General features: G+C 46.0%; 18 protein-coding genes. 6 read left to right on the top strand and 12 right to left on the bottom strand.

The window, feature by feature from the left end; genetic code table 11:
• Positions 1-22: 22 nt before the first annotated feature.
• Entirely contained in the window at positions 23-2,386 is a 2,364-nt protein-coding gene (locus DXB92_RS07845; RefSeq protein WP_117733473.1) for a glycogen/starch/alpha-glucan phosphorylase, read from the bottom strand.
• Positions 2,386-3,975: a 4-alpha-glucanotransferase gene (malQ, locus tag DXB92_RS07840; protein WP_117733441.1), complete on the bottom strand. Its 1,590-nt coding sequence runs from the start codon at positions 3,973-3,975 to the stop codon at positions 2,386-2,388. Before malQ ends, DXB92_RS07845 begins: the two co-directional genes overlap by 1 nt.
• A gap of 122 nt (positions 3,976-4,097) precedes the next feature.
• Between malQ and DXB92_RS07835 the strand changes: the two genes are divergently transcribed.
• Positions 4,098-4,499 (top strand): putative ABC transporter permease, encoded by a 402-nt coding sequence (locus DXB92_RS07835; protein WP_242986625.1) that lies wholly within the window; start codon positions 4,098-4,100, stop codon positions 4,497-4,499.
• Positions 4,500-4,797: 298 nt separating this feature from the next.
• On the opposite strand, the gene pyrB is transcribed toward DXB92_RS07835, so the two are convergent.
• From pyrB to DXB92_RS14130, 4 genes are all read right to left on the bottom strand, one after another.
• Complete coding sequence (gene pyrB, locus DXB92_RS07830; RefSeq protein ID WP_181976974.1) at positions 4,798-5,883, bottom strand: aspartate carbamoyltransferase; 1,086 nt, start codon at positions 5,881-5,883, stop codon at positions 4,798-4,800.
• An 87-nt stretch (positions 5,884-5,970) separates the two neighbouring features.
• On the bottom strand, positions 5,971-6,639 hold the full coding sequence (locus tag DXB92_RS07825) for an HD domain-containing protein (RefSeq protein ID WP_117733440.1): 669 nt from the start codon (positions 6,637-6,639) through the stop codon (positions 5,971-5,973).
• 18 nt (positions 6,640-6,657) lie between these two features.
• The gene (asnB, locus tag DXB92_RS07820) at positions 6,658-8,532 is read right to left on the bottom strand and encodes an asparagine synthase (glutamine-hydrolyzing) (RefSeq protein ID WP_021682985.1); all 1,875 of its coding nucleotides are present in this window, start codon (positions 8,530-8,532) and stop codon (positions 6,658-6,660) included.
• A gap of 21 nt (positions 8,533-8,553) precedes the next feature.
• Positions 8,554-9,492, bottom strand: a complete 939-nt coding sequence (locus DXB92_RS14130; protein WP_117733439.1) for an NERD domain-containing protein — start codon at positions 9,490-9,492, stop codon at positions 8,554-8,556.
• 119 nt (positions 9,493-9,611) lie between these two features.
• Here DXB92_RS14130 and DXB92_RS07810 point away from each other — a divergent pair, with 119 nt between their 5' ends.
• Entirely contained in the window at positions 9,612-9,803 is a 192-nt protein-coding gene (locus DXB92_RS07810; protein ID WP_040648058.1) for a hypothetical protein, read from the top strand.
• Between the two features lie 62 nt (positions 9,804-9,865).
• Here the strand turns inward: DXB92_RS07810 and DXB92_RS07805 are convergent, their stop codons facing one another.
• Positions 9,866-10,204 carry a DUF2185 domain-containing protein gene (locus DXB92_RS07805; RefSeq protein WP_040648057.1) on the bottom strand — a complete coding sequence of 113 codons (339 nt, stop codon included), beginning with the start codon at positions 10,202-10,204 and terminating at the stop codon, positions 9,866-9,868.
• Between the two features lie 366 nt (positions 10,205-10,570).
• Between DXB92_RS07805 and rplM the strand changes: the two genes are divergently transcribed.
• The gene (gene rplM / locus DXB92_RS07800; RefSeq protein ID WP_040648056.1) at positions 10,571-10,999 is read left to right on the top strand and encodes a 50S ribosomal protein L13; all 429 of its coding nucleotides are present in this window, start codon (positions 10,571-10,573) and stop codon (positions 10,997-10,999) included.
• Positions 11,000-11,017: 18 nt separating this feature from the next.
• Positions 11,018-11,419: a 30S ribosomal protein S9 gene (gene rpsI / locus DXB92_RS07795; protein ID WP_021682980.1), complete on the top strand. Its 402-nt coding sequence runs from the start codon at positions 11,018-11,020 to the stop codon at positions 11,417-11,419.
• 144 nt (positions 11,420-11,563) lie between these two features.
• Here rpsI and DXB92_RS07790 read toward each other — a convergent pair whose 3' ends face one another.
• The 5 genes from DXB92_RS07790 to DXB92_RS07770 form a co-directional block, all read right to left on the bottom strand.
• Positions 11,564-12,703 carry a site-specific integrase gene (locus tag DXB92_RS07790; protein WP_117733438.1) on the bottom strand — a complete coding sequence of 380 codons (1,140 nt, stop codon included), beginning with the start codon at positions 12,701-12,703 and terminating at the stop codon, positions 11,564-11,566.
• Positions 12,704-12,780: 77 nt separating this feature from the next.
• Positions 12,781-13,470, bottom strand: coding sequence for a CHC2 zinc finger domain-containing protein (locus DXB92_RS07785; protein WP_278277770.1), 690 nt, complete (start codon positions 13,468-13,470; stop codon positions 12,781-12,783).
• Positions 13,470-13,736 (bottom strand): helix-turn-helix domain-containing protein, encoded by a 267-nt coding sequence (locus tag DXB92_RS07780; protein ID WP_117733436.1) that lies wholly within the window; start codon positions 13,734-13,736, stop codon positions 13,470-13,472. Before DXB92_RS07780 ends, DXB92_RS07785 begins: the two co-directional genes overlap by 1 nt.
• Positions 13,737-13,750: 14 nt before the next feature.
• Positions 13,751-14,953 carry a plasmid recombination protein gene (locus DXB92_RS07775; RefSeq protein ID WP_117733435.1) on the bottom strand — a complete coding sequence of 401 codons (1,203 nt, stop codon included), beginning with the start codon at positions 14,951-14,953 and terminating at the stop codon, positions 13,751-13,753.
• Between the two features lie 240 nt (positions 14,954-15,193).
• Entirely contained in the window at positions 15,194-16,693 is a 1,500-nt protein-coding gene (locus tag DXB92_RS07770) for a YfjI family protein (protein WP_181976973.1), read from the bottom strand.
• Between the two features lie 229 nt (positions 16,694-16,922).
• Here DXB92_RS07770 and DXB92_RS07765 point away from each other — a divergent pair, with 229 nt between their 5' ends.
• Positions 16,923-17,615: a helix-turn-helix transcriptional regulator gene (locus DXB92_RS07765; RefSeq protein WP_117733433.1), complete on the top strand. Its 693-nt coding sequence runs from the start codon at positions 16,923-16,925 to the stop codon at positions 17,613-17,615.
• Between the two features lie 171 nt (positions 17,616-17,786).
• Positions 17,787-20,774, top strand: coding sequence for an N-6 DNA methylase (locus DXB92_RS07760; protein WP_117733432.1), 2,988 nt, complete (start codon positions 17,787-17,789; stop codon positions 20,772-20,774).
• The last annotated feature ends 8 nt before the right edge of the window (positions 20,775-20,782 follow it).

The raw sequence follows: 20,782 nt of genomic DNA, 5'->3' as shown, positions 1-20,782 counted from the left end.
ACCTCCCAGAATGCCGTACCGATCAGTCTACTGTGACTGCCTGAATGTTCCAGATGTTTTCTGCATAGTCTGCAATGGTGCGGTCGGAACTGAACTTGCCGGCGTTGCAGATATTCAGCCACTGCTTCTTGGCAAATGCCATACGATCTGTATAGTCGCCGTTGCAGCGAAGCTTTGCAGCCACATAGGATTCCAGATCGCCCAGCAGATAGTAGTTATCCGGTGCATGCCAGCTGGCACCGTCCAGCAGAGAATAGTACAGTTCGCGGAAATCGCCGCTGCCGCCGTCGCAGCAGGTGCCGTCGATCAGGGTTTCTACCACGCGGCGAATCTTTTCGTTCTCGGAGAACAGCTTCCGGCTGTCGTAGGTCGGCATGATCTGTTCCAGTTCCTCTACCTTTGCACCAAAGATGTAGTTGTTTTCCTCGCCGGCTTCTTCCACGATCTCGATGTTGGCACCGTCATAGGTACCCAGTGTCACTGCACCGTTGAGCATCAGCTTCATGTTGCCGGTGCCGGAAGCCTCTGTGCCGGCGGTGGAGATCTGCTCAGAAACGTCTGCCGCAGCTACCAGCTTTTCCGCATAGGAAACGTTGTAGTTGGAAACGAATACCACCTTGATCTTCTGCGAAACCAGCGGATCTGCTTCCACCAGCTTTGCCACTTCGTGGATAAACTTGATGATCGCCTTGGCACGGCGATAGCCCGGAGCAGACTTCGCACCGAACAGGAATGTCACCGGTGTAATGTCCGCAATGCTGCCGTCTTTCAGTCCGAAGTACAGATACAGAATGGAGAACGCATTCAGCAGCTGACGCTTATATTCATGCAGCCGCTTGATCTGAATGTCGAAAATCGACTGCGGGTTGATCTGTACGCCCTCTTTTTCTGCGATATATGCAGCAAGCTGTTCCTTCTTGGTCTGCTTGATTGCCAGAAAACGCTCCAGTACAGCGGTATCGTCGGCGTAGCGTTCCAGCTGCTTCAGGTCGTCCAGATGAATCTTCCAGTTATCAGAACCCAGCAGTTCGGTCAGCAGACCGGACAGTTCCGGATTGCACAGAGCCAGCCAGCGACGCTGGGTGATGCCGTTGGTCTTGTTCTGGAACCGTTCCGGATAAACCTGATACCAGTCTTTCAGCACGGAATCCTTCAGAATTTCGGTATGGATTGCCGCAACGCCGTTGGTGTGTGCCGAAGCGTACACTGCTATCCGTGCCATGTGCACCATGCCGTCCTGCACCAGCTTCATGCGGTTTGCCTGTGCCTTGTCCACACCCTTCTGGTACATCTCGGTCATGAACTGTTCCTCGATTCGCAGAATGATGTCATAGACTGCCGGCAGCAGCTGCTGCACCAGATTGCAGTCCCATTTTTCCAGTGCTTCCGGCATAACGGTATGATTGGTGTAGTGGAAGATCTGCCGTGCCATGCCGAACGCCTGCTCGAATGTATAGCCGTTTTCCGGCAGCATCAGCTGACGCACCAGTTCCGGTACAGAGATGACCGGATGGGTATCGTTCAGCTGGATCGCCAGCTTGTCTGCCAGATTGTCCAGCGTGCCATAGGCAGCCTTATGCTTTTTCAGAATGTCCTGCAAAGATGCGGCACAGAAGAAATACTGCTGTTTCAGACGCAGCTTCTTACCCTCCCATGTGTCATCGTTGGGGTACAGCACCCGTGAAATGTCCTCTGCATACACGGTTTCTGCCGCAGCTTCCAGATACTTCTGCTGGTTGAACAGGTCGAAGTCAAAGGTGTGCACCGGCTCTGCCTGCCACAGCCGCAGATTGCCGATGTGCTTGGTCTTGCAGCCGATGACCGGCATGTCATAGGGCACGGCACGAACGGTCTGTCCTGCAAATTCTACCAGCACGGCATCTTCTTCCCGACGGACAGACCACGCATCACCGTAACGCATCCAATCATCCGGCACTTCCTTCTGGCAGCCGTCCTCGAAGTACTGCTTGAACAGACCGTACTTATAGCGAATGCCATAGCCATCCAGCGGCAGATCCAGTGTTGCCGCACTGTCCAAAAAGCATGCAGCCAGTCTGCCCAGACCGCCGTTGCCCAGTGCTGCATCTTCGATCACTTCCAGATCAGACAGGGAAACGCCCAGTTCTGCAAAGGCTTCCTCTGCCTCCTGCATCACGTCCAGCACCAGCAGGTTGTTGTACACGGCACGTCCCACCAGAAATTCCATAGAGAAATAGCAGGCACGGCGGCTGTGTTCGTGAGCGTCCATGCTCTTTTTCCAATCCGGTGCAATGGCTTCCATGACAGTTTCGCCCAGTGCCTGATGCAGCTGCTGCGGGGTGGCGGTTTTCGGGTCTACGCCGTGGAGGGCGTTCAGGATACCGGTTTTCAACGCTTCTTTCTTCATCATGACTTCTTCTCCTTTTTCTCCATAGGTTTCGTTCCGGCAGCCGCCTTAGCTGCTGCTTTTGCCGCTGCTTTCTGCCGCTTTTTGGACACCGGCTTTTGCAGGGATTCTTCCGGCAGACGGTTGAACAGTTCATTCAGCTGGTAGATCCGCTTTGCCAGTCTGGGGTTGAAATCGCTGGTCAGTGTCCGATACTGCCAGTTGCCGCCGGTCGTGGACGGCGTATTCATGCGGCCCTCCGGACCTGCGTCCAGAAAGTCCTGCATCTGTGCCACGGCGAGGTTTGCCGTGCTGCTCCATGTCAGCCGCAGAATGGCAGCCGGCAGGTCGTTGGAACTCCGGCAGTGGAGATACCGCTTCGCAAAGGCAATGGTCTTTGCCGGCGAGCCGTGGATCCAGCCGCGGAGCGTCATATTATCATGCGTGCCCGTATAGGCAACGCAGTTGGTCGTGGTGTAGTTCTGGGGCAGATAGGTGCTCTTGGGATCATCGTCAAAGGCAAACTGTAATACTTTCATGCCCGGATAGCCGGAATCCTCCAGCAGCTTCCGCACTTCCGGTGTCACAAAGCCCAGATCTTCCGCAATGATCGACAGGTCGCCCAGTGCTTCCCTGACAGCTTGGAACAGAGCCATACCCGGGCCCTTACGCCACTCGCCCACCTCGGCAGTTTTTTTGCCGTAGGGGATCGCATAAAAGCTTTCGAAGCCGCGGAAGTGGTCGATACGCACGGTGTTGTACAGTGTGGATGCACTTTTCAGCCGCTGGATCCACCATGCAAAACCGGTTTTCTGATGATACTTCCAGTCATACAGCGGGTTGCCCCACAGCTGACCGGTAGGCGAGAACACGTCCGGCGGACAGCCTGCCACATCGATGGGCGTTCTGGTCTTGTCCAGCAGGAACAGTTCCGGATTCACCCACACATCAACGCTGTCATATGCCACGTAAATGGGAATATCGCCGACAATGGAAATGCCATTCTGGTTGCAGTACGCTTTCAGCTGACCCCACTGCTGATAGAACCAGAATTGCAGCACAGTGTAGAAGCTGATCTGTTCCGCATAGGTTTCCTTTGCCTTTTCCAGTGCCTTCGGTTCCCGCATTGCCAGCGGCTTTTCCCACTGATACCACGGCTTGCCGTCATGGGCATCTTTCAACGCCATAAACAGGGCATAGTCCGGCAGCCAGTACTTCTGGGCTTCGCAGAATTCCAGATAGGCTTTATCCTCTTTCCGGAAGCGGGAAAACGCCGTCCGCAGCACGTGGAAACAATAATTATACACGCGGGCATAGTCTACCCGACGCGGGTCTTCGCCCCAGACAATGTCCTCGTAATCCGGCGGTGCCAGATAGCCCTGCTTTTCCAGCCGCTGGAAATCAATGAAATAAGGATTTCCGGCGTGGACGGAAAAAGACTGGTACGGGGAATCGCCGTAGCTGGTCGGCGACAGCGGCAGGATCTGCCACACCTGCACCCCGCAGTCCCGCAGGAAATTGGCAAACATATAGGCGGAATCGCCCAGCTTTCCGATGCCGAATTCTGACGGCAAACTGGAAATGTGCATCAAAATACCACTTTTTCGCATATTGATACCTCCAAAAAATAAAACTTGAATGGATCGCTTTGAACTGGAAACTCCAGCCGCATATTTTCTCCCATTCTGCACAGACTACGTTTATGCATACACACGAAACAGGAAGTGATTTTTTGAAGCTGCATATCCGATTCTACGAACTCTGCTGGTTCTTCCTGCTGGGGGCGTTTGTCTACAGTCTGCTGGAGATCGTCTGCCGCGGGTACACCCACTGGACCATGACGCTCACCGGCGGTACGGCTGCGGTGGGGCTGTATCTGCTTCACGCGGCAGCACCGCCGAAAACGCTGCTGCTGCAATGCCTTTGCGGAGCACTGCTGATCACGGCACTGGAATTCACCGTTGGGGTGGCGGACAATCTGGTCATGGGCTGGAACGTCTGGGACTACAGCAGCATGCCGCTGAACCTCTACGGACAGATCTGCCTGCCCTTTTCGGGACTGTGGTTTTTGCTGTGCATTCCCGCATTCGGCATTTGCAGCATCGCCGCAAAACGGTTCCGCCTGCCGGCATAAGTCTGCCGCCATCGATTTTCCAAAGCTTAGGGCAATACCGCACAAAGATTGTGCGGTATTGCCTTAGGGAAACGCTGCATAAAGTTTGCATGGAATTGCTGACGGCGTTCCCTTTTCTTCCCCTTTAGTATAGCACAAACCGATTTTCTTGGCAAGGGGATTTATAAAAGATTAACCGGATTCGTGAAAAACTTGTATAGATTCATCTTTTTTCATCTATATTTTTGTGCAAAAAAAGCACGGTTTCCGCGGTGGGAAATCGTGCTTTTTGGAAATGACAGGAAAAATGTTGTTCCGATCAGTGTTCCATCAACAGCCGTTCATTGCAGAACTCACACTCCAACAGAGAATTTCCGAGGGAAATAAAGCTCTTAGGCAGATAGGTTTCAGTGTGGGTAATACAGTTGGGATTCTTGCAGACTGCACCGGGGAACGTCTTGCCGCGGAGCAGTGTGGTGTGGGTGTCCAGATTCAGCATGGTGATGATTAGTGCCATGCGGACGTACATGCCATACTTTGCCTGCTTGAAGTACATCGCACGGGGGTCTTCGTCCAGAGCCACTTCGATTTCGTCCACGCGGGGCAGCGGGTGCAGCACGATCAGGTCTTTCTTGGCTGCCTGCATCTTCTTGGTGGTAAGGATATAGGTATCCTTCTGTGCCAGATATTCCTCGCGGCTGGCAAAACGCTCCTGCTGGATCCGTGTCATGTACAGAACGTCCAGCTTCGGAAGAACTTCTTCCAGAGAAGAAACTTCCTCAAAGTCACAGTTGCTGGCGTTCAGAATATCCTTGACATAGGACGGCAGTCCCAGTTCCGGTGTGGAGATCAGAATGAAGTGGTTGCCCTCGAAGCAGGACATTGCTTTCAACAGAGAGTGCACAGTTCTGCCGTTGATCAGGTCGCCGCACAGACCAATGGTCAGGTGATCCAGTCTGCCCTTTTCACACTGGAGGGTCAGCAGGTCGGTCAAGGTCTGGGTGGGGTGCAGGTGTCCGCTGTCGCCGGCATTGATGACCGGACAGTCTGCGGACAGGGCAGCTGCCTTTGCCGCACCGGCTACCGGGTGACGCATCACCAGAATATCTGCGTAGCCGCTGACGATCTTTGTGGTATCTTTCAGAGTTTCGCCCTTGGACACCGAGGAGTTTGCCGGATTGTCGAACCCGATCAGTCTGCCGCCCAGACGCAGCATTGCGGTCTGGAAAGACATCTGGGTACGGGTGGACGGCTCATAGAACAAGGTCGCCATGATCTTGTTGCTGCATGCACCGGCGTAAATTTCGGGGTGATTTTTGATCTGTTCCCCCAGATCCACCACCTGTTTCCACCACGAAACAGGATAGTCGTTCAAATCAATCAGATGCGGATACGGTGAAATCATGATATTGTACCTCCGTTGTTTTCTCCGAAGTCGTGCATCGGCTTCGGGAATCTATGGCAATGCCGCTGGGAGCCAGCGGAGTTGTCTTTACAAAATACTGCTGCCGTTGATGTACATCTTGAACTTTTTATCAAAGGACAGGGCAGCACGCTTGGAAAGCAGCATGCGTTCCATGAAAATTTCGAAATATTCCAGCACAGAGGAGATCTCCGTGTCAATGGTCAGATCCAGAACGAGTGACTTTTTGTCCTCGCTGAAATGCAGGTTGGAATATTCTACCGCATAGTTCACGCGGTCGTGAATATCGAAAGTCATAAAGTCGGTGTTCCGCACGCGGCTGCGGCGAACGTCCGTCTTGTCTGCAATGATCAGGGCAGCGGAAATGGCATCTACCGGCTGGGCAGTGCCCTCGTCGTGGTTGCCGATCGCCGAGATGATAGAACAGATCTCGTCTACCGGCATTTCCAGCCGGTCCAGCAGACGAAATGCCATGACTGCACCGCTTTGGGCGTGGTCGTTCCGGTTGATGACGTTTCCGATGTCGTGGAGAAAGCCGGCGATTTTCGCCAGTTCCACCTGCCGCGGCGGATAGTTCAGGGTTTCCAGAATCATTGCCGCATTGTGTGCCGCCTTTTCCACATGAGCAAAGGAATGCTCGGTATAGCCGATCGCCGCAAGGGACATATCGGCACGGCGGATATATTCCCGAATATCGGGATTCTGCCGGATATAGGCATAGGTTACATGACTTGCCATTTTTGTTCTGCCGCTCCTTTACGCTCCGCATGCCTCCGGAAAATAGATCTGGTACCATACCAGGAACATATACAGTGTCCAGATCTTCCGGCTGTTGTCTGCCTTGCCTGCACGGTGATCGTCCAGCAGATGCACCAGCTTTTCGGTGTGGAAAAACCGGTTTGCCTCGTCGCTCTCAAAGCGTTCCCGCACAATGCTGTAGTATTTGTCTTCTTTCAGCCAAACCCGAATCGGTACCGGAAAGCCCAGCTTCTTCTTGGCTGCGGTCTTTGCAGTCTGGGGCGGAGTGTCCTTTTTGGCAGCCAGACGCATGGCGTACTTGGTGATATACGGCGTCTTTTCGTCGGTAACGGCTTCGCGGGTGACGCGGTACCGTGTGGGGATCTGCTCTGCCAGTTCCATGACCTTTTTATCCAAAAACGGCACACGCAGTTCCAGCGAATTCGCCATGCTCATCTTGTCGGCTTTCAGCAGAATATCCCCTGCCATCCACATGTGCAGATCCAGATACTGCATCTTTGTCACATCGTCCTGATCCTGCACCTTGTCATAGAACGGCTTGGTGATCGCCATGGGATCGGGAGCGTTGGTGCGGATCTTCAGCAGTGCCTTACGTTCCTCCGGTGTGAACATATAGGCGTTGCCGATAAAGCGTTCTTCCAGATCCTTGCCCTTGCGGACGAGGAAGTTTCTGCCGCGGTGTGCCGGCATTTTCTCTGCGATGTGTCCGATGCCGCGACGCAGTCCGCGGGGCAGCTTATCATAGGCAGACCCGCCCGGTTCGCTGTAGACGTTGTAGCCGCCGAAGATCTCGTCGGCACCCTCGCCGGAGAGCACGACTTTCAGGGACTGGGAAGCCAGATTGCACACGAAGTACAGGGCGATCGCTGCCGGATCCGCCAGCGGTTCGTCCATGTGGTACTGGATCATGGGCAGCTTTTCCCAGTATTCTTCCGGTGTGATGACCTTGTTGTAGTTCTTCTTGCCGATTGCCTCGGAGAAGCCCTTTGCCCAGCCGATCTCGTTATAGCGTTCTTCTGTACCGAAGCCGACCGTGAATGTCTTATCCACATTGGCAATAGCTGCCACATAGCTGGAATCCACGCCGCTGGACAGGAACGAGCCAACTTCTACATCGGCGATCTTGTGAGCCTCTACGCTGTCGTGGAACGTATCCGAAATGCGGTTCACCCATGTGTCCAGATCCGGCTTCTGGTCTGCCTTGAAGTGAACGTCCCAGTACCGCTTCATGGTAAATTTGCCGTCCTGATAGGTGAAATAGTGTGCCGGCGGCAGCTTATACACCCCTTGGAAAAAGGTTTCGTCACAGGGCGAGTACTGGAACGTCAGATAGTTTTCCAGTGCGGCGGTGTTCAGTACCTTTTTAAAATGCGGGTGGCACAGAAAGCTCTTGATCTCCGAGCCGAACAGGAACGTTTCTCCCATCTGGGCATAGTACATAGGCTTGATGCCGAAAAAGTCCCGTGCTCCAAAGAGTTTTTTCTCCCGCTTATCCCAGATGACAAAAGAGAACATGCCCCGCAGCTGTTGCAGCAGGTCTGCACCGTATTCCTGATAGCCATAGATCAGTACCTCGGAGTCTGTCTGTGTGGCGAAGTGATAGCCGGCTTCGATCAGACGGGCACGAATCTCCTGATAGTTATAGATCTCGCCGTTGAACAGCAGTGCCAGATTGCCGTCCTCGCTGTACAGCGGCTGTGTGCCTGCCTCGGAAACATCGATGATGCTCAGGCGGCGGTGTCCCAGTGCAATGTCTTCGTCAATATAAGTACCCTCTGCGTCCGGTCCGCGGTGCTTGATCTTATCCAGCATCTCTCCGAGAACCACGTTCGAGTTGTCAATATGATTGGTGAATCCTACAAAACCACACATAGAAGTAACTCCTTCCCATCTCTACTTTTTAGATGTGTCTACGGTTATATTTTGAATATATCGGCACTTCGGATAATTTTCACAACCATAAAACGAATTGCCGATATACATACCTTTCTTTGCTTTACGAACCACTAGCTTTCCACCACAACGTGGACAAATTTTTATATCTTGTTCAGTACTCTGTGTTTCTTCTTTATCATTTTCGCTTTCTGGAACACTTTTCTCAAAAGCAGTTTGCCACGCATCTGCTTTTTCCACATTCCATTCCATAAAGTTTTCCGCAATTTTTAAGCAATCCTTCTGATTGCTAGAATCAATCTTTGCATTACGATTCATTTTCTTAATTGTAGAAATTAACTGGTCTGCACGAATAACTTGCTGCGAAATCTGCTTATCCTTGCTGTAATTTCGAATACAGTTTTTAGGGTTTGCTAAAACAACAAGAGATTGATAATAATCCGAAAACCAATGGTCAAATGCAAGCCGCATAATAGCATTTTTCTTATGATTCATGACAACATCGTGAATCAACTGCAAGTGTCGCTGATTTTGTGTGACTGGGGAATAAAAGCCTTCTCTTACTTTCTTTCCATAGTATTCATAACTTCTAATGAAGCCATTATTCTCGTCAATTTCAATATCTCCAATCAAATGTTTACTTTCAATGACAAAAATCAATTTTCTCGTCACTACAAGAAAGTCAATTTGAGCAGATCGGTCGCCATCTTCTAAACGAATGTCATGCAGAATATACATATCAATTCCGCTGTTTTTCAACTCAAACAGAATATTTTTCTCGCCAGTTTCCCCTTCCTGCAACAATTTTAACTGGCTTTTCAATTTTATTTTTTCTGGTTCAGATGCCATATCGATTTGCTGTTTTACTGCATCAATTTGCTTTGAAAGTTCTCCGTCTTCTTTTAAAACAATTGGACCGAAATTTTTTTGAAATAGCATTTCTTAATTCCCTTCACTAAATTATCCCTATATACTGATTAGCACTTGCAAAATTTCACTTTATCATTTATAATAGTAGCATAAGTTTCAAACCTACTGGTTGAAAGGAGTCCTGTATCATGCGTAAAAGACAAAAGCAGCTGCACCGTGTTGATGATATTCACAAGCCGAAACCGTTTCTGCGTTTCCGACTGCGTGTTGTTGTCGCTTTTTTCATTATATGTATGCTTGCGTGTCTGGTGTACTATATGATCCTTGCCAACGCAGACCCAAGTCATATTATTACCGGAGCACTGCCGGCAATTCTGTAAATCGCTTTATTCTTAAGGAAACACCGTGCAAAGCCGGCAGGCGAGCCTTGTGCGGTGTTGCCTTAAAATTCGGTGGGAATGTCCGCGGGATACGCCGTGGGGACAAACCCGCCGTTTTTTTCGTCATAGGCATATGCCGCCCTGCACGGGGCAGAAGATACCCCCAGAAGCGGTGTCAGCTTCGGTTCCAGTTCCAGTGCTCTGGCGACGGATACCAGCAGCCCGTTTTCCGGATTGGACAGTTCCAGTCCGGTTTCGCTGCCCTGTAACAGCTGCCAGCCGGTATCCCGTTCTGCACAGACAGCATCTGTCCGCAGCAGCAGGCGGATCTCACCGCTTTCATAGGCACGGCGTGTCAGGTAAACGATCCCCTCGCCGCCGGTCGTCTTGGATTGTGCCATTTTCTGATACCTCCGTTCCGGCAGAGATCTGCCGAGCATGTCCCCAGTTTGGCGGGGCATGTTCTGATATACTATTATATCGCAGTTCCTGAAAAATTGCAAGCCGGCAGTCCGGTTTCGGCGGCAAAATGGCAATATGCACAAAATCCACAGCGGATTTCCTCTGAAAATCGAAAAAAAACTGCGGATTTCCGCTTGACATTTCCGCTGAATCTATGGTATAATAGTTTTTGTACTGTCAGAGAGACCGGTTATAATCTTGCGAAATGCCGGCAGTGCAGTCTAACCCAACTGCCCTCTGCCTGATCCTGCTTTTTGGCTGGATCGAGATTATTTTTGATAGAAGTTTCAATGGAGGAATTGACTATGGCAACAACTATGCCGAAGGCTGGCGAAGTAGATCGCAAGTGGTATGTGCTGGACGCTGCCGGCAAGCCGCTGGGCCGTGTCGCTGCAAAGGCTGCACACCTGCTGCGTGGTAAGCACAAGCCCACATTCGCACCGCACGTTGACTGCGGTGATAACGTAATCATCATCAACTGTGACAAGGCAGTTCTGACCGGCAACAAGCTGGAAAAGAAGTTCTATTACTGGCACACCGGTTGGATCGGTGGTCTGAAGAAGACACAGTATAAGGTTATGATGGAAGAAAAAGCAGATGAAGCAATGACGATCGCTGTTAAGGGCATGCTCCCGCACAACACTCAGGGTGCAAACCAGCTGAAGCGTCTGCACGCTTACAAGGGTGCAGAGCACAAGCAGGCGGCTCAGAAGCCGGAAGTTTGCGAGTTCTAAGAGAAGGGAGCAGAAAAGATGTACGAATCTAAGGTAAAATACTATTATGGTACCGGCAGACGTAAGCACTCTGTTGCAAGAGTTCGTCTGTATCCGGGCAACGGCAGCATCACGATCAACGGCAGAAGCATTGACGAATACTTCGGTCTGGATACTCTGAAGCTGATCGTTCGTCAGCCGCTGAATCTGACTGACAACATGGACAAGCTGGACGTTATCTGCACAGTTACCGGCGGCGGTGTCACCGGTCAGGCTGGTGCGATCCGTCACGGCATCTCCCGTGCTCTGCTGGTATTCAGTCCGGAACTGCGTCCGGTTCTGAAGAAGGCTGGCTTCCTCACTCGTGACCCGAGAATGAAGGAACGTAAGAAGTACGGTCTGAAGGCTGCACGTCGTGCACCGCAGTTCTCAAAGAGATAAGGAAACATCGATTTTTTGTCGATATTGCGTTATTTCTTTTGTTTCAGAAATCCATTTGGACAACTTCTGGACAACTAAAAAGTATTTTAAAATCGCTCTGTGTTTTACAGAGCGATTTTTTTATGTTGCTGTAATTTCTGTTCTTTATTCAGTCAGCTTTTTCTCAATAGAATCCGCCAACACTTTTCGTGTACTGCTAAGCACATCTGCATAAATATCAGCTGTGACATTGATGTCACAATGTCCTAAATGGTCACTGATGATTTTGAGATCTACGCCCATATTCAAAAGCATAGTAGCATTGCAATGTCTTAACTTGTGTAACGTCATATGCTCGAATTCTGTGCCTTTGGTAAAGCGTTTCAGCGAAGTCAAAACAGAACTTCTGTCACGATAATTGCCGTTTGCTGATGGAAATACCATTTCTGGATGTGCATAACTATCACCAAGAGCAATTTTCAAATCATCGGTGTACTTTTTCTGTTCTTGAAATATATCAGCAACAGTTTTACTCATACCGATTGTTCGGATACTCTTTTTCGTTTTTGGCGGTGTCAATTCATGCTTTCCGCCTATGTCATTCAGTGTATGCTTGATTGAAATTGACATATTCTCAAAGTCAACATCTTCCCAGCGTAGTGCAAAGCACTCTCCCGAACGCATTCCCGTATAAAGCAGCACTCTGATGATACGCTTAACATCTTCATCACATGACTTTTCATTAAGCATTTTCACAAAGCGTTTTAATTCATCTTCTGTAAGAGCCATAACTTTGTGCTGTTCCTTATTCTTTGGAAGAATAACATTATGGCAAGGGTTATCACGCAGAAATCCTTGTTCCATACCACGTTTGAAAATAGACTGAATAATGACATACAATTTTCTGACAGTCGCAGGATTTAAATTGTATGACTGCATTACCTGTGTCAGTTTTGGCGTTGTAATATTTTTTAATTTCATGTTGCCAAGAACAGGTTTGATATGCTTCTTATACTGTCCGGTATAGGTGTAAACGGTCGATGCTTTTAATTCTACCGGTGCAAAGTTAGTGAAATACCAATCTGCAAGCTCTGAAAATCTCATATTTTCATTGAAACTGATATATCCTTTGCATTGACGTTCAAATTCAAAGGCGAACTCCTGAGCAAGTTTCTCAGCCCTTTTCGGTGTTGTGTCTGTCGGCGGAGTGAATGTTGTGGACTTCATAATCTTCTTGCCATTCGCATCAGTACCAACGAAAACTCTGATTCTGAATGTGTTTCCACGTTTATCGATTGCAGCCATAGTGCTGTCTATTACCTCCTAAAATGTTATAGTTTTGTCCTTGGACTTTGTGGGTTTCCTGTACTTTCTTGTGATTATCACCAATTAACAGGAATACTGTCTGGTGATTTTGTCCTTGAAACCTTAATATATGTCTCTAGACTTTCTGTACTTTGTGGCTTTTCTTTCTCTTTATGTTCATCAAGAAATCTTCTCATCTTATCAACTATCCACTTCCATTCAATCTTTTCTTCATTTGAAAACTGCTGAATCCAGTCAAGTGAAAATTCTTCCGCATGATAATATTCCACATTTGCAATATGGAAACGTTCATCAATATCGGTATCTTCAGGCAAAGGTTTGTACCGTTCCAGCCAATCACGCATAAACCACAGATAATCACGTATAGTCTGCCATGCCTCTTTTTCCCATTTTTCAAAGCGTTCACGCTTTTTCCTGCGTATTTCAAGAAGTTCGGCACTTTCGTTGTAAGCCAGTTTATAGGGAGTTTTCTGTCTGCCGAACGCAATACCCAGCTGAAAATCATCGTTCAGCTTTCTTGCAGCATCAAGAGCTGACAGATTAAAAAGTGCCATAGCAAAACCCAAAACATCATAATGCACATTGCAGGTAAAGCAATGAAATGCGTTGGGATAGATGCGTACTGACGGGTGATGATCGTCATGGAACGGACAGAGGCAGGTGTTGTTTCGCTTGATCTCAATGCCATAATACTCCACCACTGTCCGTATATCCAGACGATTTCTGATTTCCTCAAAGCAGTTCATCATGCAAAGAGATGAACCAAATCTTCTTTATTTACGAGAATTTTTCCATGTTTGCCCTGTCCTGTGCGGATATACTTCACTTTTCCCTGTGCCACAAGTTGACGGACTGTGTGTTCGCTAAGCCCCTTGATGAGCTCTGTACACTCTTTGATCGTGAGCATTTCAACGGGTTTTGCCTTGGTTTCTGTCACCGCTTCTTCATCGGTAAGCTGAATGAGAAGTGCCATAATGTCATCAACGATTGCATTTTTTCTTTCCTGTGTCATGGTAATAATCTCCTTTACTCTAATTCGTGATTTTTTGTATTTGATCTGTATCTGCGGAACGCTTCTGTAAGCCCATTGTCTGCAATGAATGATCTTGCTTTCTGTAAATCAGATGCTAATCGTTCCTTTTCAGAGGTTTCCTTTGCACCTTTTTTCAGTGTTTTGACGGATAGTGTTGCAGGCTTCTTGTATTCGGCAAGTTCAGCAGCCTGTTGATCTACAGTACTTTTCAGTGCTGCATTTTCTTCGCTGAGCCTTTTGTTTTCAGCGGACAGTTTTCTGGTCTGCTTTACGCTGACTACCTCTTTTTCAGCAAGAGTGTGAAGTTTGTCGTAATCGTCTTTATCAACTGTGACTTTATTTCCGAAAATGGTAGGTTTCACTTCGATCTTTCCGATGTCAACGAGCTGTATCTTTTTCTTGCTTGCCTTTTCCAGCATTGCTTTTGTTTCGGCAAGTTCATGAGTAATATTTTCATTTTCGTTTTTTAGTTGGACATTTTCAACTTTAAGTCTATCTGCTTCTCGCCTTGCTTCTTTGTACTCTTTCACCGACATAGAACCCCTTGACTTTTCAGGCTCTAACGGTTTTATGCCGTATGCAATGCATATCTGATTCAACACTTCAATTTCCGATGCTCTCCACCTTGCAATTGCACCCTTGCCCTCACCGAATCCCATTTCTTTGAGAGCCTGGGCAATGCCATTCTGCGTATCTTGTCCACGTCTGTAATGTCCGACAGGAATATAGTCAATATGCAGATGCGGTGTGGCTTCGTCCATGTGCAGGACAGCGTTGAATACCACAAAGTTTGGATTACGTTTCTGATACCCTGCCATGTACTCTTTCAGGCAATCTGCCACAAGCTGTGCGTCTTCTGTATCCACTCCGGAATCTTCTTTTCTGCCGATCTGCACGACATCTTCATAGAAGCTTTTGCGTTTGTCGGCAGCTGTTACAACGGAATTAGTGGGTTTCCGATGGAACAGAGATTCATAGTAACTGCAATGGATTTTTCTGTCGTTTCGTTTTTGTCGGGCGTTGTATCGTCTGGTTGACTCCGCAAACAGATGTTCATACACATAGCCGATGTCTTCCCTGATAAATGTAATATTATCTTTTATGTGGCTGCGGTCTACATTATCTGCAATAAATAAGCGGTTATTATGCGTTAGCGATCCTTTGCCCTGACAAAATGAAATGCGTTTTTCTTTCATCTATATCTGGTGGGAAACTCTTTTGAAAAAGCGTTATCCCTCCATGCCTCCTTTCTCAAAACCGACGTTGCCGAACAATCTGAGGATTGCGGCAACCGGTTTCAGACTATCGCTGAAACCACGGTGCGAAGCACCGATTTACAACAGGCTATGCCTATTGTAACGCCATAGTATATATGACAGCCCTTGAACAGTCTATCACATATACAGACGCTCTGCCGAGGGCTTTCGCTGACAAGGTCAGCGATCATCAGACGGTTTTTCAAATACTTTCGGATTGACATAAACATAAACCGCTGATTTGTGGTTACCGGTTTCTCTCTCATCAAGAGCAACGTAACCGTATTCTTCAAGCAGTTTCAGTGCCTTATAGAAATCATCAGATTCTGCAAAAATTTTATTTCGGCACTTCTTCAACAATGCTGATTGAAAACCTTCCCTAATCTGTTTTGCCCTGATGATTTCCAGAGCCTTTTCTGCTTTCAGAATTTCCTGATCTACTCCACCGATGCTGAATGCGTAGATTGCCTGTTCTTTGTAGTAATCCGCAATATCGATTGCATTGCAAAGCGTATCTGCACTGACAAGGACATTTTCAGGACTTTCATTTTTCAATACACACTTTACACAATGGATAACACAGCACAGGCGAAGTATCTGCCCGTGGTATTTACCACCCCAGTCCTTGCAGTTTGCAAACTCTGTCAGTTGAATTTTCTCGATATATTGGTTGTAGTAATCAATGAAATTTTGCTGTGCAGTTTCACCAAATTTCAGAAATTTTTCTTCTGTATCTCCTGCATTGAATTTTCTTGTGAGAAGAACATTGATCAGCTTGTTGTAACTGTCAACTACGGCAGCGGCAATTGCTTTGGAATCATATCGTCTTGTACCGACTTTGCTTTTGGGAAAACAGTAGAAAAATCTTGCAAGAAGTCCACTGTTTCGGAATACAGGATTGGAAACCATGTTGTCCCACAAATATGGCTGTCCAGCCAGACTGATCGACAGACATGGAGTAGGTATCTGTATGGTTTCTTTTGTTGCTCTGTCACAGAAAAAACTTTCACCGCTCCACGCTTTCAGAATCATATCCATATTCGGCATACTATTGTTGGAGTATCGCCCTGCGAAGTTCCCAAGCATCCCAGCCTCATCTGAGATCATCAGCAACGAGCGGTTTCTTCCCATAAGCTGAATCAACGATTCAGGAGTAATATCATCTACAGCAATTCGTCTTCTGCCCACAGTTTCCATTTGCTCTGCCTGTGTTCTAAGCTTTGCAATCTGGTCAACGTCCTTGCTACCCTCTTTTTCAAGCTTATCAGCTTCAAGAAGCAGTTTCTTTTTCACAGCTTCCGCTTTGTGGAATGCTTCAGCGTGTTCCAGATTATATTGCATCTCAAAATCAACAAACGGCTTTTTGATGAACTTTACCACAGGTGATTTACGCTCTGAAGGTTCAGCAATAATGAAACTATAAATCATGGGTGGTTCTGAATGGTCGGCTTTACCCTGCATTCTATACTTGCCTGTAAAGCAATAGCTAATTGCTGATAAGATCGAAGTTGCTGCCATTGCTGGATCTGTGCCTGTAGTTTCAGCAATGCCTATTACCATTTCATGAATAATTGGAGGTAATGCCTTAATTGGAAATTCTCTTTGTGGTGACTCGTCACGAAGTGGAATTATGGGGTTAAATTCAGGCGGAAGATTTGGAACATCACCTTTTTCTTTCATTTTTGACTCCTTTCCATATGTGAATTTTAGAGAAAAGTATTGCATTTTAAACTTGAATGTGATATAATATTGTTAAAGATAATTAGAATACAATTAGAAATTGCATTTATCTTTCTCTATTTATGATTATATTGCATTTAAACGCAATTGTCAAGAAGCTATTTTAAATTAGTTGCATTAAAATGCGATTTTTGTCGTATCTTACAAAAATCAAGGAGAATATTTGTCTATGTTTTGGGAGAAGTTTCAATATCTATCAGAAATAAAAGGAATGAAACCTCATGCTGTTCTTAAAGAACTTGAAATATCATCTGGTTCAGCGAACAACTGGAAGAAAGGTACAATTCCGAATGGTGAAATATTAAAAAAAATCGCAGATTATTTTGAGGTATCAATAGATTCACTTCTTGATTTTGATGAAAATGTGTCTGTAAGACTTAGCAGTAAAAAATCTGTTCTAAAAAAACTTAATGCTATTCCTCAAAGATTCAACAGTCTTAAAGCAGTTGTGGAAACTTCTGATGAACAAAAGCTTGCCATTGCAAAATATGTAGGTTGTCCTATCTGGTGGCTTGTGAATGAGCAGAACATAAAATTTGAGCCAAAAGATATTTCTTCTGAAACAGATAGTAGCATTTTATTTATGATTCTGGATATTATGGACGGTTGTGCTGATAATGATATTGACAAGGCGATGCAGATTCAGCTTTCAAGAGTTGTGTTGTATCATCTAAATGAAAAAGGATTCGGAGCTGAAAAACTGTCTGAGTTCACAGGCATTGATCAGAAGAAATTACATTTCATTACTACTGGAGAAGAAAATAAGGATTCTTCTCTTAATTATGGTTTCAACTTTTCAGACCTCGTTTATCTGAAAAGTGTTACGGGGAGCGATTATTCGTGTTTATTTGTTGGTGAATAAGAAAATACACAAAACCCACGAAGTACAGGGACTAGAATTATTCTTTCTGATGCAAATGTTACAAATATGATTCAACTTATTTGTTCGTATTTACAAAAAAATGAAAAATAGAAAATCTAGGGTAAACAATTACTAATCAAATCTAATGTACATATTTTGAAAGGTTATTAAATGGATAAGGTAGAGCTTTTAAAACAGCTCGTCAATCGATTTGACAGCAATATTAAAGAATATAAATCTAATACTTATAACGAGCATTCCTGTCGAGATGAGTTCATAAACCCTTTTCTCGAAATTCTCGGTTGGGACGTTGCCAACAAAAAAGGTTTAGCTCCGCAGTATAGAGAAGTAATAGCAGAGTACCACGCAAGTTCAAGCGACCGTCCTGACTACTCTCTTACACTGAGAGGCGTATCCAAGTTCTTTGTTGAAGCCAAGAAACCTCATGTTGACATCAGCAAAGACCCGTCTCCTGCTGTTCAGGCAAGAAAATACGGTTGGAACGCAAAGCACAAGATAGCTGTTCTCACGAACTTTGAGTATTTCATTATCTACGATACTACTACTGTACCGCATGATAATGATAAATGCTCTGTTTCACGCTACCGCATCTATAAGTACACCGAATATGTTGAGAAACTCGATGAGATAACCAAACTTGTATCGAGAGATTCTGTTTACAGTGGTGAGTTTGACAAGTATTTTAGTGAGACATTTGCAGGTGCAGGCAGTCAGAAGCAGCAGGTCGATGTTCTTTTCTTAAAGCAGATCAATGATTGGCGAATCGCATTAAGTAATGAACTGTATGCTAAAGGCGGACGATATACCTCTCTTGATGTGTTGAATGATGTCGTTCAGGAATTTATCAACCAGATCGTTTTTATCAGAATATGTGAGGACAAGAACCTTCCTCTCTATCACAAACTCAAAGATACAATTACTGATTCTGCAACGCTTCAAAAAGAACTGGAAGCCCTCTTCCGTGATGCTGACAAGAGATATAACTCCGGTATGTTCTCAGGAGATTATATCATTTTCGACCTCAACAACAGCGTTATCGCAGATATGATAAAAGGCTTGTACTACCCACAAAGCCCGTATCTGTTCAGCATCATAGAGCCGAATATGCTCGGCAAAATCTATGAGATGTTCCTTACAGAGCAGCTCACCATACTCGATAATGGTAAAATAGGACTGGCGCAGAAAAAAGATTGCCTTAACCGTTCTGTTGTTACCACTCCTACGGAGATCGTGAAGTATATGGTAGAGAAAACGCTCTCTCGCCTTTGTGACGGAAAAACACCTGATGAAATATGTGAGCTTAATGTTGCTGACATTGCTTGCGGTTCAGGAGTATTTCTTGAAGAAGTATTTCAGTATTTGCAGTCTTATTGTGTAGAGTGGTACCTTGAAAATGATAAGTCTCACCTGATAGAGATAGACAACGGAGGATACAAGCTTCCTCTTGAAGAAAAGAAAAAGCTCCTCTGCTCCTGCATCTACGGTGTTGATATTGATATTCACGCTGTTGAAGTTGCTAAGTTCTCTCTGCTTATAAAGCTGATAGAGAATGAAACCGCTCCTTCCGTTAAGGCAGTAACTCCTATATTGCCTGACCTCAGCACTAATATCCTTCATGGTAATTCATTGGTCAGTGATGCTGAACTGAAAGGAATAAAATGCACAGATGAACAGCTTGTTGAAATCGTACCGCTTAATTGGGACGAACTTGCTGTAAATAGTTTTGATGCAATTGTGGGTAATCCACCTTATGTCACCACAGAAGATATTCATTCTCTCATTCCCGCACCTGAATTTGATATTTACAAAAAGAAGTACAAGACAGCACATAAGCAGTTTGATAAATACTTTATATTCCTTGAAAGAGCTTTACAGAAAGTCAAAGAAAACGGCTTTGTTTGCTACATAGTGCCAAACAAGTTCTTCAAGATAGGCGCAGGTGCAAAACTCCGTGATTATATTGCTAAGGCAAAATATCTTGTCAGCTTGGACGATTTTGGTGCAGCACAGTTGTTTGAGGATAAGACAATATACAGTTCTATTATACTGATGCAGAAAAAGGCTCAGGATAGCTTCAAGTATACAAATGTTGATTCTGCCAATAATCTGTGGCTCGGCAAACCTACTGACAGCATAGAACTGAACAGCTCTCTACTTGATGAACTACCGTGGAAGCTCACATCTGACTTTGAGTTTCTGGAGATACTTAAAAAGATTGAGCCTGTATCCGCTCCGCTTGACCGCTTTGCAGAAATTTTCAATGGTATCCAAACAAGTGCCGAAAGGCCCCAGCCCATCTATTGGTTTGCAGGCGAAGATATAATCAGTGAAGATGATGATACGATTACTGTCAAGAAAGACGGAAAGGTTTATTCTATTGAAAAGAAGATACTAAAGCCGTATTTTAAACCTACCAAGAAAGCGGAAAAAGGGCTAACAACTTATAATAGCTTAACAACGGATAAGAAGATCATCTTCCCTTATGACAGCGAAGGTCACCTGATTCCTATTGAAACGATGAAGGCTGATTATCCTGGAACATACACTTATCTCTTAAATTATTATGATAGGTTAGTGCCTAAGTGCGTATCAAAAGAAGGAATAAGAGATGTTCCCAATGCCACAGCCGATACTTGGTATCAGTACGGCAGAACACAGGCATTAACAGCGTTTATTGATACTCCCAAGCTCATCGTTAAGGTCATGGCAAAAGATAATCCTATGTATGCTATAGATAAAGCGGATATGCTTATTGCTTCCGGCGGAACGGCAGGATACTGTGCTGTTGCCAAGAAAGCTGATAGCTGTTATGATCTTGAATATATACAGGCTTGGCTTGCCAATTCCTACACCGAAAAGATTTTTAATATCGTCGGCAGTGACTTTGAAGGCGGCTTCATTTCGAGAGGTACATTTGTACTGTCATCACTACCGTTCGTAATGCTAAACTTTGATGATCCGAAACAAAAGTCCCTATACGACCGAGTAGTTGAAGCTACTCGTAAAGTGTATACTATCAACGATAAGCTCGCAGAAAAGCCAGCAAAGCAAGTTGAAACCACTCTTATACGCAAGAAAACTGCTCTGATCAAGGAGATAGATGAATTTATTTCCCGTGTTTACAGATTAGAGTTTTAAAGAAGGTA

This window comes from Ruminococcus sp. OM06-36AC, assembly GCF_003438725.1.
Taxonomy (GTDB): Bacteria; Bacillota; Clostridia; order Oscillospirales; family Ruminococcaceae; genus Ruminococcus_C; species Ruminococcus_C callidus.
This window is presented reverse-complemented; position numbering and strand designations above follow the sequence as displayed.

Excerpts from the sequence above, each read along its gene's own strand:
- DXB92_RS07845 (WP_117733473.1), bottom strand. The coding sequence starts at position 2,386 with ATGAAGAAAGAAGCGTTGAAAACCGGTATCCTGAACGCCCTCCACGGC.
- malQ (WP_117733441.1), bottom strand. The coding sequence starts at position 3,975 with ATGCGAAAAAGTGGTATTTTGATGCACATTTCCAGTTTGCCGTCAGAA.
- pyrB (WP_181976974.1), bottom strand. The coding sequence starts at position 5,883 with ATGATTTCACCGTATCCGCATCTGATTGATTTGAACGACTATCCTGTT.
- DXB92_RS07825 (WP_117733440.1), bottom strand. The coding sequence starts at position 6,639 with ATGGCAAGTCATGTAACCTATGCCTATATCCGGCAGAATCCCGATATT.
- asnB (WP_021682985.1), bottom strand. The coding sequence starts at position 8,532 with ATGTGTGGTTTTGTAGGATTCACCAATCATATTGACAACTCGAACGTG.
- DXB92_RS14130 (WP_117733439.1), bottom strand. The coding sequence starts at position 9,492 with ATGCTATTTCAAAAAAATTTCGGTCCAATTGTTTTAAAAGAAGACGGA.
- DXB92_RS07810 (WP_040648058.1), top strand. The coding sequence starts at position 9,612 with ATGCGTAAAAGACAAAAGCAGCTGCACCGTGTTGATGATATTCACAAG.
- DXB92_RS07805 (WP_040648057.1), bottom strand. The coding sequence starts at position 10,204 with ATGGCACAATCCAAGACGACCGGCGGCGAGGGGATCGTTTACCTGACA.
- rplM (WP_040648056.1), top strand. The coding sequence starts at position 10,571 with ATGGCAACAACTATGCCGAAGGCTGGCGAAGTAGATCGCAAGTGGTAT.
- rpsI (WP_021682980.1), top strand. The coding sequence starts at position 11,018 with ATGTACGAATCTAAGGTAAAATACTATTATGGTACCGGCAGACGTAAG.
- DXB92_RS07790 (WP_117733438.1), bottom strand. The coding sequence starts at position 12,703 with ATGGCTGCAATCGATAAACGTGGAAACACATTCAGAATCAGAGTTTTC.
- DXB92_RS07785 (WP_278277770.1), bottom strand. The coding sequence starts at position 13,470 with ATGAACTGCTTTGAGGAAATCAGAAATCGTCTGGATATACGGACAGTG.
- DXB92_RS07780 (WP_117733436.1), bottom strand. The coding sequence starts at position 13,736 with ATGACACAGGAAAGAAAAAATGCAATCGTTGATGACATTATGGCACTT.
- DXB92_RS07775 (WP_117733435.1), bottom strand. The coding sequence starts at position 14,953 with ATGAAAGAAAAACGCATTTCATTTTGTCAGGGCAAAGGATCGCTAACG.
- DXB92_RS07770 (WP_181976973.1), bottom strand. The coding sequence starts at position 16,693 with ATGAAAGAAAAAGGTGATGTTCCAAATCTTCCGCCTGAATTTAACCCC.
- DXB92_RS07765 (WP_117733433.1), top strand. The coding sequence starts at position 16,923 with ATGTTTTGGGAGAAGTTTCAATATCTATCAGAAATAAAAGGAATGAAA.
- DXB92_RS07760 (WP_117733432.1), top strand. The coding sequence starts at position 17,787 with ATGGATAAGGTAGAGCTTTTAAAACAGCTCGTCAATCGATTTGACAGC.